Here is a 13239-nt window from a genome sequence, read left to right as displayed (position 1 = left end):
TTCCGCGCGGTGGAACCGGCTCTTGGGAACATGAGCGGCGATCGGCACTCTTGGCGCATCCCCCACGAAAGGCACCCCCCGATGCGCCGACTCCTCCACCGCGCCCTCGCCACGGCGAGCGTGGCCGGCCTGCTGACAGTCCCCCCGGCCACCGCGCAGGCCACCGCGAAGACCAGCGCGCGGGCCGCCGGCGACGGCGTCCCCACCGTCTGCGGTGACCGCCGCCCCGACGACCCGGGCCCCGGCACGTACGGCATGCAGCTCGACGGCTCCTTCCGCCACCCCGACCTGACCCCGCCGGGCGAGGAGCGCTACTCCTTCCCCGGCGGGGCGAAGGACCTGTTCCCGAAGACCAAGGGCTACGACCCCCGCTCCTACACCGAGGGCCCGATCAAGGTCGAGGCGGCCTACCGCGGCCCCGACTTCACCCCCGACTACTTCCACACCTGGCAGAACGTGGTCGACTTCGGCGGGCGCCGCTACCTGTTCCAGTACGACCGCACCGAGGCCCGGGTCTACGACGTCACCGACGTACGCAAGGTGAAGATCGTCGAGCGGCTCACCGGCAAGGACTGGAAGCAGGCCGACTACTGGGGCGCGGCCACCATCCAGTGGCGCGACGGCCACTACGTGATGATCCAGTCGTTCGAGCAGAAGCGGCAGGTCGAGGAGCTCGGCGACAGCCCGGAACGGTCGAAGTTCGGCAACCCGGAGGGCGTGGCGAAGCTGCGCGCCCAGACGACGTTCAAGGGCTTCAAGGTCTACCGCCTGGACGGCCCGCGCAGGAAGGACTGGACGCTGCTGTCCACGGTCACCACCGACCCGACGCTGAGCGGCCCGGAGCCGGGCGTGCAGCAGGGCTCCGGCTCCCTCGACGTGCCCTACTGGACCGGCGGAAAGTACATGTACGTCGCGGTCGCGCCGCTGGACAGCTGGAGCAACACCGAGGTCCCCACCTACCTCTACTCCCCCGGCTACCAGGCCTACGACATGTCCGATCTGACCAGGCCGCGCCTGGTCGGCGAGTGGCACCGCAAGGGCCAGGTGGCGGGCGAGGAGGCCGCCTACGCCAAGAACCCGCGCTGCGGCAACCGCACGTCGTGGATGGGCGCCCGGATGCCGTTCTTCGTCGCCGGAAAGTACGGCTTCGCCGCCATGGGCGGCTACGGCCTGTCGATTCTCGATATTTCGGATCCGTCCAAGATGCGGGAGATCGCGCACCTGGACCTCCCCGTCTCCTCCGGCGGCACCGAAGCCGACAACGTGGACGTCTCCCAGTACGAGAAGACCGGCATGGTCTACGTCTCCGGCTACCCGCTCGGCGAGGACTGCCACGAGCCCTACAAGGACGTCTTCCAGGTCGACGCCCGCGACCCCGCCAAGCCCAGGATCGTCGGCGCGCTGCCCCGGCCGAAGCCCGCGCCGGGCGCCCGGTTCGGCGACTACTGCCAGCGCGGCGGCAGCTTCGGCCCCAAGCGCTCCGGCTCCTACACCTCGCCCGGCGACCCGGCCCAGGGCCTGCTCGCCTACGCCTTCTACAACGCGGGCGTGCAGTTCTTCGACACCCGTGACCTGCGCCGGCCGAAGATCGCCGCCCAGTTCGTGCCCGCGGGATACAGCGCCGCCGTCCCCGACTACGCGCTCGGCAACCAGACCCACGCCGTCTACACCGAATGGGACAGGAAGATCGTGTGGGTGTTCACCAACGACGGCATCTACGCGCTCTCGTCCGGGAAACTGCTGGGAACGCCGAATCTGGGCAGGCCCGCGGAGCCGTTCCGGAACAGCGCCCGCTAAGCGATAGGCCATAATGCGGTAAATGCGCACCCGGTTGTATAAAGACGGCGTCGTCGTGAAGAAGGGTTTCCCCATCGCCGACGTCTCCGAGTACGTCTGCGACGACGACTGCGTGGTCTGGTTCGACCTGTGCTCCCCCACCCCCGGCCAGCTCGGCGTCATCAGCGAGGAACTGGGTCTGCACGAGCTGGCCGTGGAGGACGTGCTCAACGACCACCAGCGGCCCAAGCTCGACGTCTACGACAGCCACCTGTTCATCACCGTGTACGGGATCTACCTGGACGACGAGGGCGATCTCGACCCGGTGGAGATCAACGTCTTCGTGACGAAGAACGCGCTGGTGACCGTACGGGAGAACGACCGCTTCGACATCGACGGGGTGGTCGCCCGCTGGGACGCCAGCGGGGAGCACACCGCCCGCCACGGCGTGGCCTTCCTGCTGCACGGGCTGCTCGACTACGTCGTGGACGGGCAGTTCGAGCTGGTGCAGACGCTCGACGGCCAGGTCGAGGAACTGGAGGACGCGCTGTTCGGCGAGAGCGGCAACAACCGGGAGCTGCAGCGGCGTACGTTCCGGCTGCGCAAGAACATGGTGCGCTTCCGCAAGGTCACGCTGCCCATGCGCGAGGTGCTCTCGACGCTGGTGCGCCGCGACCGGCAGGTCCTGGTCAACGCCGAGATGGGCCCCTACTACCAGGACGTCTACGACCACGTGCTGCGCGTGACCGACTGGGTCGACTCGCTGCGCGAGCTGATCAGCAACCTGCGCGAGACCCACCTGGCCCAGCAGGGCTTCAAGCTCAACGAGATCATGAAGCGGCTGACCGGGTGGGCGGCGATCATCGCGGTCCCGACCGCGATCACCGGCTTCTACGGGCAGAACGTGCCCTATCCGGGCGAGGGCCGGCCGTGGGGCTTCTGGATGTCGACCATGGTCGTGGCGGGGGCCTCGGTGGCTCTGTACACCGTCTTCAAGAAGAAGGACTGGTTGTAGCACGGGGCCGCGGCGGGGCCGCCCGGCGGGGTGGCGCCGACGGCCAGCCGTACCCGGGTGGAGCCGGAGGCGGGGTAGAGCGGCAGGCAGCGGCCGCCCGCCACCAGCGTGCGGCGGCCGACGGGGCTGGCGATCAGGTCCAGGCCGTCGTAGGTGACCGGCGCCGCCAGGCGCAGCACCCACAGGCCGCCCTCGGTACGCGAGCGGGTGCCGTCGAGGGCGTAGTAGTCGAGCACGCCGGCGCTCTCGGAGATCACCGCGCGCATGGTGAAACGGCGGCCCGCCACGGAGAAGATCTCCGCGGCGGGCGCGTGGTACACGGAGTGCACGTACGTCAGGGCGAAGCCGCCCCGGCCCAGGGCCAGGCCGTGGACGGCGGGGCCGCCCGCGGCGGCGCCCGAACCGAGCGCCAGGGCCGCGAGCAGCGCGAGCAGGAGCCTGATCAGCCCTGGGTCTCCTTGAAGTAGCGGGCCGCGCCGGGGTGCAGCACGACCGGCTCGACCTGCTGGCCGAGCTTGGGGTCGAGCTTGTTCGCCTCCGAGTGCACCTTGACCAGCTCGGCCTTCTTCTCGAACAGGGTCTTGGTGATGTCGTAGGCGAGCTGCTCGTCCATCTTGTCCGGCACGAGCAGCACGTTGCCGACGGCCATCGTCTTGATCGCGCCGGTGAGCTTGTAGGAGCCCGCCAGGTCCACGTCGAGCGTCACGTACTGCTTGCCGAACTTGGTCTGCATGCCGCCCAGCACGTCACTGGTGTCGAGCATCTTCATGTCCGGCTTGCTGTTGGCCAGGTCCACGATTCCGGCGGTGGGCACGCCGCCGACCCAGAAGAAGGCGTCGATGGTGCCGTCCTTGACCGCCTGCACCGACTCGTTGATCGACAGCTGCGACTTGGTGACGTCGCTGTCGGGGTTGAGCCCGGCCGCCTCCATCATGCGGCGGGCCATCACCTGGGTGCCGGAGTTGGGCGGGCCGAGCGAGACGCGCTTGCCCTTCAGGTCGGCGACCTTGGTGGCGGCCACGCCGGGTGCGACGACGACCTGCGCGTAGTTGTCGTAGATGCGGGCGATCGCCTGGATCGGCTGCTTCTCGGTGAACGAGCCGACGCCGTTGACCGCGTCGGCCGCGGTGTCGGTCTGGGAGAAGCCGATGTCGGCCTTGCCGGTGGCCAGCAGCTTGATGTTCTCCACCGAGGCCGAGGTGACCGAGGCCGTGGCCTGGGTGTTGGCGACGTTGGCCTGGATCTGCTTGGCCAGGCCGCCGCCGTAGACGTAGTAGACGCCCGTGGTGCCGCCGGTGGCGATGGACAACCTGTTGCCGCCGCCGCAGCCCGCGGCCGCGGCGAGCGCCACGACAGCCGCCGCCAGGGTGATGAGCACACGTTTCACGCTGGTGTTCTCCTTTTTCGAATGAGATGTACGGCTGTCGCCACGGCCAGAACCGCGAATCCGGCGACGATCGGGACAGGTTCGAGGAAGAGCAGCAGGATTCCGGCGCCCGCCGCGATCACGCGCTCGGGCCATCCGGTGAAGCCGCCGGTGGCCATCGCCAGCGCCAGGACGGCGACCCCGGAGACGGCGGTCAGCGCCAGGATGGTCCCGATCGGCCCCTGGGCCAGCAGCGCCTGCCCGTTCGGTGTGAGCACGAAGGCGAACGGCACCAGGAAGGCGGGCAGCGTGTACCGCCAGGTCATCATCATCGTCCGATAGGTGTTGCCGCCGGTGATGGCCGCCGCCGCGACGGCCGACAGCGCCGTGGGCGGGCTCACCTCCGACAGCACCGCGTAGTAGAAGATGAACATGTACGCCTCGGCCTTGTCGACGCCGAGCGTCATGAGCGCGGGGGCGATGATGACCGCGGCGATGATGTAGCTCGCGGTCACCGGCACCGCCAGGCCCAGCAGCATGACCGCCAGGCCCGCCATGATCGTGGTGAAGATCAGGTTGCCCGCGGCCACGTCCACGATGATCGAGCTGAGGTTGAGCCCGAGCCCGGTCTGGGTGATGACGCCGACGATGATGCCCGCCGCCGCGCAGACCGCGGTGACCGGCAGCACCTCCAGCGTGCCCTTGGCCAGCGCCTGCCCGACGCGCTTGGGCCCCATGCGGTGGGCGGGGTCGAGGAAGGACAGCGCGAAGGCGACGAAGGTGGCGATGACGACCGACTGGAAGGCCGAGCGGTCCAGCGCCATCAGCACGATGATGAGGATGAGCGAGCTGAAGTGGTAGCCGAAGCGCAGCATGAGCTTGCCGGCCTTGGGCGCGTCCACCTCGACGGCGTGGGTGCCGAACCGCCGCGAGTCGATCTCGATGGCCAGGAAGATGCCGAGGTAGTACAGGATCGTGGGGATCGTCGCGTAGAGCAGCACCGTCAGGTAGCTGACTCCGAGCTGCTCTGCGATGATGAAGGCCGCCGCGCCCAGCGTGGGCGGCGACAGGATCGCGCCGATGCCGCTGGCGGCCAGGATGCCGCCCGCGGCCTCGCGGGGGTAGCCGGCCCGCTTGAGCACCGGCCAGGCCACGCTGCCGAGGCTGACGGTGGTGGCGGTGCCGGAGCCGGAGACGGTGCCGAGCAGGAATCCCGCGGTGGTGACGGTACGGCCGGGGGCGGCACGTGACTTGCGGAAGGCGGCGAAGCTCAGGTCGATGAAGAACTTGCTGGCGCCGGAGTAGTCGAGGACCGCGCCGTAGATCGTGAAAAGGATGATGTAGCTGGCCGCCACCTGCATCGGGACGCCGAAGAATCCTTCTGTGCCGGTGTAGAGCTGGGAGATGATCTGGCCGAGGTCGAATCCGCGGTGCCCGATCGGCCAGCTGACCGGCAAATAGTTTCCGAGGTAGGCGTATACCAGGAAAATTCCGCAAATGATGCTGAGCGCGCTGCCGACCGTGCGGCGTACCGCTTCCAGGAGCAGCACGGTTAGGCCCAGCCCGCCGATGATGTCCCAGGTGCTGAGGTTGGAACTGGAGCCGCGGTCACGGAAGGCGTCGATGTCGAGCAGCGGGTAGAGCAGGACGCCGAGCGACAGCGCCGCGAGCACCCAGTCGATGATCGTGGGCGCCTCGCCGCGCTGCTGCTCAGGAGGCTCCTGCCCGCGCAGGCGCCGCACCAGGGAGACCAGGCCGGAGCGGTAACGCAGGAAGACCAGCGGCAGCGCCACGGCCAGGAACGTCATCCGGTGCTGCACCGGCTCCACCGGCTGGAAGACCACGACGAGGGAGTAGGCCGACAGGAGGCCGCCGATGATCCAGACGCCGAGCCGTAACGGCCCGGACAATTCACGGGCCGGACGTTCCCCCTCCGCGGCCGAGACCAACTCGGCGGCACGCTTGTCACTTACTTCGGTCACGTTCTTGCCTCCCCGACATGGCGTTGGGGGGACTTTACGAGCCTGTTTAGGTCCCTGGGAAGGGTCCGTTATCTCATTGATTTCTCGACGATAATTCAGCGGTCAGAAAATCGGGCGGGAACGCGCGGCAAGCTCGGCGACGGGTACGTTTCCCTCCTGACCGCCGTCGCGCCGTCGCACCGCGCACGATCCCTCCGCCGCCTCGCGCGGCCCCACCACCAGCTGGTACGGCACCAGCCGATGCGCCCGGATCCTGGCCCCGAGGCTGCCGCGGTCCGGGTGGGCCAGCTCGGCCCGCAGGCCCGCCTCGACGCAGCGCCGCAGCAGGTCGTGGGCGGCGGGAAGCTCCGCCTCCGACAGCGGCACCACCATCGCCTGCACCGGTGCCAGCCAGGCGGGCAGCGCGCCGCCGTGCGCCTCGACCAGGTGCGACAGCAGCCGTTCGATGCCGCCGACGACGCTGCGGTGCACCATGGCGGGGCGCTCGCCGCCCACGTAGGACAGCTCGAAGCGCTCGGGCATGTAGAGGTCGACCTGGACGGTGGACAGGGTCGACTCGCGGCCCGCCGGGTCGGCTATCTGGATGTCGATTTTCGGGCCGTAGAAGGCGGCCTCGCCGTACTCCTCGTCATAGGACCGGCCGCGCGCGTGCAGCACCTCGCGCAGCACCCGTTCCGAGCTCGCCCACAGCGCGGGGTCGTCGACGAACTTGCCCGACGCGCCGCCCAGCGACAGCCGGTAGCGGGCGGCCTTGATGCCGAGCTGGGCGTGGGCGGCCTCGATGAGGTCGAGCGCGGCCGACACCTCGGCGGCGGCCCGCTCGGGCGGGCAGAACACGTGGCCGTCGTTGAGCTGGATCGAGCGCACCCGGTTCAGGCCGCCGAGCACGCCGGACATCTCCGAGCGGTACTGCCCGCCCAGCTCGGCCAGGCGCAGCGGCAGCTCGCGATGGCTGCGCCGGCGCGAGCGGTAGATGAGCGCGTGGTGGGGGCACAGGCTCGGCCGCAGCACGAAGCGCTCGCCGCCCACCTCCATCGGCGGGAACATGTCCTCGCTGTAGTGCGACCAGTGGCCCGACAGCTCGTAGAGCTCCTGTTTGCCGAGGACGGGCGAGTTGACGTGCTGGTAGCCGTTGCGGCGTTCGAGCTCGTGGACGTAGTCCTCGACGGCCTTGCGGACGGCGGCGCCCGCGGGCAGCAGGTAGGGCAGTCCCGAGCCGATGAGCGGGTCGGTGCCGAAGATGGCGAGTTCGCGGCCGAGCTTGCGGTGATCGTTCATGGTGGTTCCCCTGAGTGGAAAGGGGGCGAACGACCTTCGAGCGCGTCTCCGGGCGTTCGCCCGGAGAGCAGGAATCAGCGCGCCGGGACGGGGTCCGGCGTCGTCGTGACGTGAACGCGCTGCATGAGGGTCACCGTAGCATCAGCGTCCCTGTGCCGCATTCACGATCCGGGTGGTGGAGCGGCCGGGGATGGCCTCCAGCTCCCAGCACTCGGCGCCAAGCAGCGCCGCGGCCGCGCACCGGCCGCCCGCGTGCGGGTCGCCCGCGGTGTGGGCCAGCGCGCCGGGGCGCATGGGCGCCATGAGGTCGATGTAGTCCTCGGGGCCGTGGGCCTCCGGCGGGCCGGTCACCACGAACACGCCGCTCACGCAGCGCAGCGCGGCCAGCACCTCGGCCCGCTCGGCGGCGGGGTTGACCGGGCGCGTGGGTCCCTTCCACGCGCGTACGCGGGGATCGTCCTCGACGCCGACCACCAGCGGCAGCCCGCGGGCGGCCACGGCGTCGAGATAGCGCACGTGGCCGACGTGCAGGATGTCGAACACACCGGTCACGTACGCCGCGCCCGGCTGGTCGTAGGGTCGCACCCACACGGCCTCGAGGCTGCTCACCCGTGCTCTCCTCCGTCGGCGGACTCGTCGATCGCAGCGTACTTGGTCATGGCAAACGGCCGCGCAGGCGACCATGGGAAAGGGCATTCCTACCTTTTCGCGATAATCTGCGACCCCCTCCTCGCGCGTCTCATGACGTCAGCGAATTCGGGGAGGTCGCCATGGCAGCGCCGGACTTTCACAGCCAGTTGGTCGTCCGGCTACCGGGGGCGCCGGCCCAGGTCGCACGGGCCAGGAACGCCGTGACCAGCGCGATCGGGCGCGATCACCCTTTACACGACGAGGCCGTGCTGCTCACCAGCGAACTGGCCACCAACGCCGTCCTGCACACCCAGTCGGGCGCCGGGGGCACGTTCACCGTCAGCGTGCGGGCCACCGGCGACCTGGTGCGGGTGTGCGTCGAGGACGCCGGCTCCGACGCGCCGCCGTGCGCCTGCCGCGCCGGTGGGCTGACCACCAGCGGGCGGGGCCTGCCGCTGCTGGAGGCGCTCAGCCACCGCTGGGGGTTCGAACGTTCCAACGGGGCCAACTGCGTCTGGTTCGAACTGCTGCAGGTCACCGTCCCCGCGGTCTGGGCGCTACAGGTCTAACCGGCACAACCCCTCGGCCAGCGCCTTGGTCGTCAGCCGGGTGCGGCTGTCGCAGCCGAGCTTGGTGAAGATGTGCTCCAGGTGCGTGGTGACCGTCCGCACGCTGAGCACCAGCGCCGCGGCGATCTGCGGGTTGGAGTCCCCCGCGGCCACGCGGGTCAGCACGTCCACCTCACGCCCGGTCAGCTCGTACGGCAGGCCGCACGGCCGCTCGGCGACCACCGCCCCCTGCAAGGAACCCTGGAAGCCGACCCCCGCCCTGATCACGCGCACGTCGCGCCACTGGCCGGCCGCGTCCAGCCACAGGCCGCGCCTGCTCAGCTCGCGCGAGTCGATGAAGGCGCGGGCGAAGGCGGCCAGGCCGGGCTCGCCGTACAGGGCGGGCGAGGGCTCGGTTCCCGGTACGGCCCGCCGTACCCCTGCCCGGTCGAAGGCGACGGCGCGGTAGCCCGCGGGCGGCGCGGTGGGCGTGACCACGCACCGCGACAGGTCCGTGACGTGGGCCAGCGTCGGCGCCGCCGCCTCGACCAGCGTGCCCGCGGCCTCGGGCGGCGCCTGGCGGTAGGCCAGGTGGAGCAGGCCGGTGTAGCGGCCCTCGGCCAGGAACAGCGGCGCGGTCAGGCCCGCGCGCCAGCCGTAGGGCTCCAGGTGGCGGCGGAAGTAGCGGCGGGTGCCCGGATCCGGCATGGCCAGCGGGGCGCGGGCGGCCATCGCGCGTTTGTAGGCGTCGAGGGCGGCGCACTCCTCGGCGGCGTCGCCGTCGATGCGCTCGTGGCCGCTGGAGACGACGCTGCGGTGGCGTCCGGTGTCGGGGTCGTAGGCCACGAACTCGTAGGCGTCGACGGGGACGACCCGGCGCAGCGCGGCCATGGCCCCGTGGGCGCCGCCTCCGCCCGCCACCTGGTAGCCGACCTCGGCGAACGCCTGCAGCAGGGGGATCTCGGCCACGGCTCTTTATACCACTGGGCGGAATTCATGAGCTTTTGTGCTGCGCACTCGGCATCGGTTTCCCCAAGTCTCCAGAAACCCCCCGGCCCCGCCCGAAGACCGATTCGGCCGTCATGTCATGATCACTGGCATGACGGCCGATCTCGTCGCCCGGAAGGTGACCGACCTGCTCGCGCCGCAGGTCCTGGTCATCGCGATGCCGCCGCTGGTGGGCCTGGTCTCCTCGGGCTGGGAGGGAGCCGCGTGGGGTGTGCTCGCCGCGGCCCTGTGCGGCGGCGTCCCGGCGGCGGTGATCGCCGCGGGCGTACGATCGGGCCGCCTGGACTCCCACCACATCGTCGATCGGGCCCGCCGTACCGGGCCGCTGCTCAGCGCCGTGGCGGCGGTGGCCGCCGCGCTGATCCTCCTCGTCGCCCTGGGCGCCCCGACCCTGCTGGTCGCGACCGTCACCGCGATGCTGGCCGCGCTGGCGGTGACGGTCCCGATCACGCTGCGCTGGAAGATCTCCTTCCACGCCGCCGTGTGCGCGGGCACCGTGGTCGTCATGGCCTACGTCCTGCCCGCCGTACCGACCGTGCTGATCGGGGGCGCGGTGGTGGCGCTGGTGTGCTGGGCGAGGGTACGCCTGACCCACCACACCCCCGCCCAGGTGGGCGCCGGCGCCGCCATCGGCCTGACCACCACCCTGGCCACCCTGACCGCGTTCGGTCTGTGATCGGCCGGAATAGCGGGGCGGTGCGTACGGTTGCCGCAGCTATGAAGAGCCGGTTGAGAGTCGAGCCGACGGCCAAGCGGGTACGCGCCTACCTCGGTGGGCAACTGGTCGCCGACACCACCAGGGCCCTGCTGGTCTGGGAGAGCCCGCACTACCCGACGTACTATCTGCCGCTCGACGACGTGGCCTCCGGGGCGCTCAAGGCGAGCGGGGCCACCAGCCGGTCGCCGAGCCGGGGCGAGGCGGTCGTGCACGCGGTGAGCGCCGGGGGCAAGGTCGCCGAGAACGCCGCCCTCACCTATCCGGACTCGCCCATCGAGGAACTGCGCGGGCACGTGCGCCTCGACTGGGACTCCATGGACGCCTGGTTCGAAGAGGACGAGGAGGTGTACGTGCACCCGCGCGACCCGTACACCCGCGTGGACATCCTGCCCAGTTCCCGCCGGATCAGGGTCGAGGTGGACGGCGTCACGGTGGCCGACTCCACCCACGCCATGATCCTGTTCGAGACCGGGCTGCCCGCCCGCTACTACCTGCCCAAGACCGACGTCCGCCTCGACCTGCTGGAACACACGGACTCGGCCACGAGCTGCCCGTACAAGGGCACGGCCGAGTACTGGACGGTCAACGGGAGCAAGGACCTGGCCTGGTCCTACCGGACTCCGCTGCCGGAGAGCGAACGGGTCGCCGGCCTGATCTCCTTCTACAACGAGAAGCTCGACATCTACGTGGACGAGGTGCTCCAGGACCGCCCCAAGACGCCGTTCTCCTAGGAGAGCGCGGCCAGTTCCCGCCACTCGGCACGCGGCATCTCGCCGGGACGGGCGGTGAGCACCTGCAGGCACACATGGTCCGCCCCGGCGTCGACGTGCTCGCGCACCCGCTTCTCGATCGCCGCCATGTCGCCGTAGGCCACGATCGCGTCCACCAGACGGTCCCCCACCTGGCTGATCTCGTCCTCGCCGTACCCCAGCCGCCGCAGGCTGGCGATCTGGTGCGGGGCGGCGGCGGCGTAGAAGCCGACGTGCTCCCTGGCCACCTCGCGCGCCCGGCTCACGTTCGTGTCGAGCACCACGGCCTGCTCGACCGCCAGCAGCGCGTCCGGCCCCATGGCCTCCCGGGCGCGCGCGGTGTGCTCCACCGGCACGAAGTACGGGTGCGCGCCCAGCGTGCGCCCGGCCGCCACCGCCAGCATCTTCGGCCCGAGCGCCGCCAGCACCCTCCTCGGCGGGTACGGCGAGGCCGCCGACACCAGCGGGATCGCGTCCATGGCGTCCAGGTAGGCGCTCATGGAGGCCACCGCCCTGCCCTTGCTGGGGATGGAGTAGCCGTCCATCTTGATCGGCTCGTCGCTGATCCGGTGCCCGCCGAGGCCGAGCACGTACCGGCCCGGGTACGCCTCGTTGATCGCCCGCTCCGCGGCGGCCATCGAGATCGGGTCGCGCAGCGCGATGTTGGCGATCCCCGCGGCCACCGTCATCCGCCGCGTGGCCGACAGCAGCAGCCACGACTGGCTCACCGAGTCGCGCCCGAACGCCTCGCCGAACCACAGCGTCCCGTACCCCAGTTCCTCGATCTCGGCCGCCGCCTCGCGTACCTCCGACGCGGGGTGCCCGTCGAAGGCGAAGGTCCAGACGCCGATCCTGCCGAGGCCGTGGTCCGTCATGATGCTTCCCTTCCATCCGGAGAACCTCTCCGGATACTGCGGGACTATAATCGGAGAAGTTCTCCGCTTTCAACTCGCCCGGAGGTGCCCGTGACCTTGCGCGCCGACGCCCGCCGTAACCGCGACCTGCTGGTGGCGGCGGCCATCGCGGTGGTCGCCGAAGAGGGTCCCGACGCCTCCCTGAACGAGATCGCCCGGCGCGCCGGCGTCGGTCCCGGCACCCTCTACCGGCACTTCCCCACGCGGGACGCGCTGCTGGCGGCCGTGTTCAAGGGCCGCCTGTCGAGGCTGTGCGAGCAGTCGGAGGAACTGGCCGCGGCCAAGCCCCCGGGCGAGGCGCTCATCGCCTGGCTACGCCTGCTGACCCGCCACGCCATGACCGACAAGGGCCTGGGCGCGCGCATGATGCTCCCCACCACGGCCGCCGGCGTGGACTGCTGGGCCATGCTCCGCGCCGCCGCCGACCGCCTCCTGCTGCCCGCCCAGCGGGAGGGCTGCCTGCGTCCCGACGTCGACTTCACCGACCTGGTCGAACTGACGGCCGGCATCGCCCAGTCCGCCCCCGGCCCGGCCCGCGCCGACCGCCTCCTCACCCTGACCCTCGACGGCCTCCGCACCGGCAACCCGAACGCGACCCGAGAACCTGACGCGCTTCCCGACCATGCGCGGAGCTGACCGGTGGGGGCGGCCCCCGTCGTCGTTGTGGTCGCCCAGGGAACTGGGTCTAGTTCTTGCCGATCACGAAAGAGTCTCGTGGCGGGTCCAGGCGACGATCTTCGCGGCCAGCACGGCGGCGTCCTCTGACTGGAAGACCAGCGGCATCATCGCCCGGCCCGCCGCCGCGTCCGCCATCGCGTCCGCTGTCCACTCCCGGTCCCATGAGCGTGCCCGCAGGCGGCGGTGCCGTACCTCGTCGGGGCAGTCCAGCAGGGCCCAGTGCAGCGGAGCGTCCCATCGCGCGCCGGGCGGGAGCTCGTCGGGGGACGGGATCGGGCACAGCAGGAGCACCGGGTGCCCCGACCGGCGGACCATGGTCACGATGCGCCGCCACATCCGGTCGTAGGCGGGCCACACCGGTGCGGCCCCGGGCTCGGCGATGGGCACGCCGATCAGCGCGCCGTCCTCCAGCAGTTCGTCCATGTCCATGACGACCAGGCCGTCCCCCGCTCGCAGCAGGTGGGGCAGCAGGGTGGTCTTGCCCGCGCCCGGCGCGCCCGCCAGCAGGAACAGGGGCGCGTGATCTTCCATCTGCCCGATCATAGGTCCGGTTCGCGCCAGGCAGACGCCGGTCAGG

Annotated in this window: 15 protein-coding genes; 7 read left to right on the top strand and 8 right to left on the bottom strand. The window is 70.9% G+C overall.

Annotation, left to right across the window (positions count from 1 at the left end):
* The first annotated feature begins 81 nt into the window (after positions 1–81).
* Positions 82–1797: a hypothetical protein gene (locus ACFWYW_RS39715; protein WP_379617362.1), complete on the top strand. Its 1716-nt coding sequence runs from the start codon at positions 82–84 to the stop codon at positions 1795–1797.
* A 22-nt stretch (positions 1798–1819) separates the two neighbouring features.
* The gene (locus ACFWYW_RS39710; protein WP_379617364.1) at positions 1820–2791 is read left to right on the top strand and encodes a magnesium transporter CorA family protein; all 972 of its coding nucleotides are present in this window, start codon (positions 1820–1822) and stop codon (positions 2789–2791) included.
* Here the strand turns inward: ACFWYW_RS39710 and ACFWYW_RS39705 are convergent.
* A complete protein-coding gene (locus ACFWYW_RS39705) occupies positions 2686–3120 on the bottom strand; it encodes a hypothetical protein (RefSeq protein ID WP_379617367.1) in 435 nt (144 codons plus the stop codon). The two genes, ACFWYW_RS39710 and ACFWYW_RS39705, sit on opposite strands and share 106 nt — an antisense overlap.
* On the opposite strand from ACFWYW_RS39705, the gene ACFWYW_RS39700 reads away from it, so the two are divergent.
* Positions 3115–3258, top strand: a complete 144-nt coding sequence (locus ACFWYW_RS39700; RefSeq protein WP_379617369.1) for a hypothetical protein — start codon at positions 3115–3117, stop codon at positions 3256–3258. The two genes, ACFWYW_RS39705 and ACFWYW_RS39700, sit on opposite strands and share 6 nt — an antisense overlap.
* Here the strand turns inward: ACFWYW_RS39700 and ACFWYW_RS39695 are convergent.
* From ACFWYW_RS39695 to ACFWYW_RS39680, 4 genes are all read right to left on the bottom strand, one after another.
* Complete coding sequence (locus ACFWYW_RS39695; protein ID WP_379617371.1) at positions 3234–4178, bottom strand: TAXI family TRAP transporter solute-binding subunit; 945 nt, start codon at positions 4176–4178, stop codon at positions 3234–3236. The genes ACFWYW_RS39700 and ACFWYW_RS39695 overlap by 25 nt on opposite strands.
* Positions 4175–6139 carry a TRAP transporter permease gene (locus ACFWYW_RS39690; RefSeq protein WP_379617373.1) on the bottom strand — a complete coding sequence of 655 codons (1965 nt, stop codon included), beginning with the start codon at positions 6137–6139 and terminating at the stop codon, positions 4175–4177. The genes ACFWYW_RS39695 and ACFWYW_RS39690 overlap by 4 nt, the downstream gene beginning before the upstream one ends.
* Before the next feature lie 102 nt (positions 6140–6241).
* On the bottom strand, positions 6242–7417 hold the full coding sequence (gene thrS / locus ACFWYW_RS39685) for a threonine--tRNA ligase (protein ID WP_379617375.1): 1176 nt from the start codon (positions 7415–7417) through the stop codon (positions 6242–6244).
* Positions 7418–7558: 141 nt separating this feature from the next.
* Positions 7559–8026: an adenylyltransferase/cytidyltransferase family protein gene (locus tag ACFWYW_RS39680; RefSeq protein WP_379617377.1), complete on the bottom strand. Its 468-nt coding sequence runs from the start codon at positions 8024–8026 to the stop codon at positions 7559–7561.
* A gap of 161 nt (positions 8027–8187) precedes the next feature.
* On the opposite strand from ACFWYW_RS39680, the gene ACFWYW_RS39675 reads away from it, so the two are divergent.
* Positions 8188–8616, top strand: coding sequence for an ATP-binding protein (locus ACFWYW_RS39675; protein ID WP_379617379.1), 429 nt, complete (start codon positions 8188–8190; stop codon positions 8614–8616).
* Here ACFWYW_RS39675 and ACFWYW_RS39670 read toward each other — a convergent pair.
* Positions 8605–9564 carry a response regulator transcription factor gene (locus tag ACFWYW_RS39670; protein ID WP_379641225.1) on the bottom strand — a complete coding sequence of 320 codons (960 nt, stop codon included), beginning with the start codon at positions 9562–9564 and terminating at the stop codon, positions 8605–8607. The genes ACFWYW_RS39675 and ACFWYW_RS39670 overlap by 12 nt on opposite strands.
* 130 nt (positions 9565–9694) lie before the next feature.
* On the opposite strand from ACFWYW_RS39670, the gene ACFWYW_RS39665 reads away from it, so the two are divergent.
* Both ACFWYW_RS39665 and ACFWYW_RS39660 read left to right on the top strand, forming a co-directional pair.
* Positions 9695–10279 (top strand): hypothetical protein, encoded by a 585-nt coding sequence (locus ACFWYW_RS39665; RefSeq protein WP_379617385.1) that lies wholly within the window; start codon positions 9695–9697, stop codon positions 10277–10279.
* A gap of 41 nt (positions 10280–10320) precedes the next feature.
* Positions 10321–11052, top strand: coding sequence for a DUF427 domain-containing protein (locus ACFWYW_RS39660; RefSeq protein ID WP_379617387.1), 732 nt, complete (start codon positions 10321–10323; stop codon positions 11050–11052).
* Here the strand turns inward: ACFWYW_RS39660 and ACFWYW_RS39655 are convergent.
* Entirely contained in the window at positions 11049–11945 is an 897-nt protein-coding gene (locus tag ACFWYW_RS39655) for a TIGR03620 family F420-dependent LLM class oxidoreductase (RefSeq protein ID WP_379617389.1), read from the bottom strand. The two genes, ACFWYW_RS39660 and ACFWYW_RS39655, sit on opposite strands and share 4 nt — an antisense overlap.
* A 90-nt stretch (positions 11946–12035) precedes the next feature.
* Between ACFWYW_RS39655 and ACFWYW_RS39650 the strand changes: the two genes are divergently transcribed.
* Complete coding sequence (locus ACFWYW_RS39650; protein ID WP_379617391.1) at positions 12036–12620, top strand: TetR/AcrR family transcriptional regulator; 585 nt, start codon at positions 12036–12038, stop codon at positions 12618–12620.
* 63 nt (positions 12621–12683) lie between these two features.
* Here the strand turns inward: ACFWYW_RS39650 and ACFWYW_RS39645 are convergent, their stop codons facing one another.
* Positions 12684–13193 (bottom strand): hypothetical protein, encoded by a 510-nt coding sequence (locus tag ACFWYW_RS39645; RefSeq protein ID WP_379617393.1) that lies wholly within the window; start codon positions 13191–13193, stop codon positions 12684–12686.
* Positions 13194–13239 lie beyond the last annotated feature (46 nt).

The sequence above is a fragment of the Nonomuraea sp. NPDC059023 genome, assembly GCF_042740095.1.
In the GTDB taxonomy this organism is placed as follows: Bacteria; Actinomycetota; Actinomycetes; order Streptosporangiales; family Streptosporangiaceae; genus Nonomuraea.
Note: the sequence above shows the minus strand (reverse complement) of the source record. Positions and strands in the feature narration are given on the sequence as shown.

Bases quoted from the DNA above. Each gene is read 5' to 3' on its own strand.
- ACFWYW_RS39675 (WP_379617379.1), top strand. From the start codon at position 8,188: ATGGCAGCGCCGGACTTTCACAGCCAGTTGGTCGTCCGGCTACCGGGG.
- ACFWYW_RS39710 (WP_379617364.1), top strand. From the start codon at position 1,820: ATGCGCACCCGGTTGTATAAAGACGGCGTCGTCGTGAAGAAGGGTTTC.
- ACFWYW_RS39645 (WP_379617393.1), bottom strand. From the start codon at position 13,193: ATGGAAGATCACGCGCCCCTGTTCCTGCTGGCGGGCGCGCCGGGCGCG.
- ACFWYW_RS39660 (WP_379617387.1), top strand. From the start codon at position 10,321: ATGAAGAGCCGGTTGAGAGTCGAGCCGACGGCCAAGCGGGTACGCGCC.
- ACFWYW_RS39715 (WP_379617362.1), top strand. From the start codon at position 82: ATGCGCCGACTCCTCCACCGCGCCCTCGCCACGGCGAGCGTGGCCGGC.
- thrS (WP_379617375.1), bottom strand. From the start codon at position 7,417: ATGAACGATCACCGCAAGCTCGGCCGCGAACTCGCCATCTTCGGCACC.
- ACFWYW_RS39665 (WP_379617385.1), top strand. From the start codon at position 9,695: ATGACGGCCGATCTCGTCGCCCGGAAGGTGACCGACCTGCTCGCGCCG.
- ACFWYW_RS39655 (WP_379617389.1), bottom strand. From the start codon at position 11,945: ATGACGGACCACGGCCTCGGCAGGATCGGCGTCTGGACCTTCGCCTTC.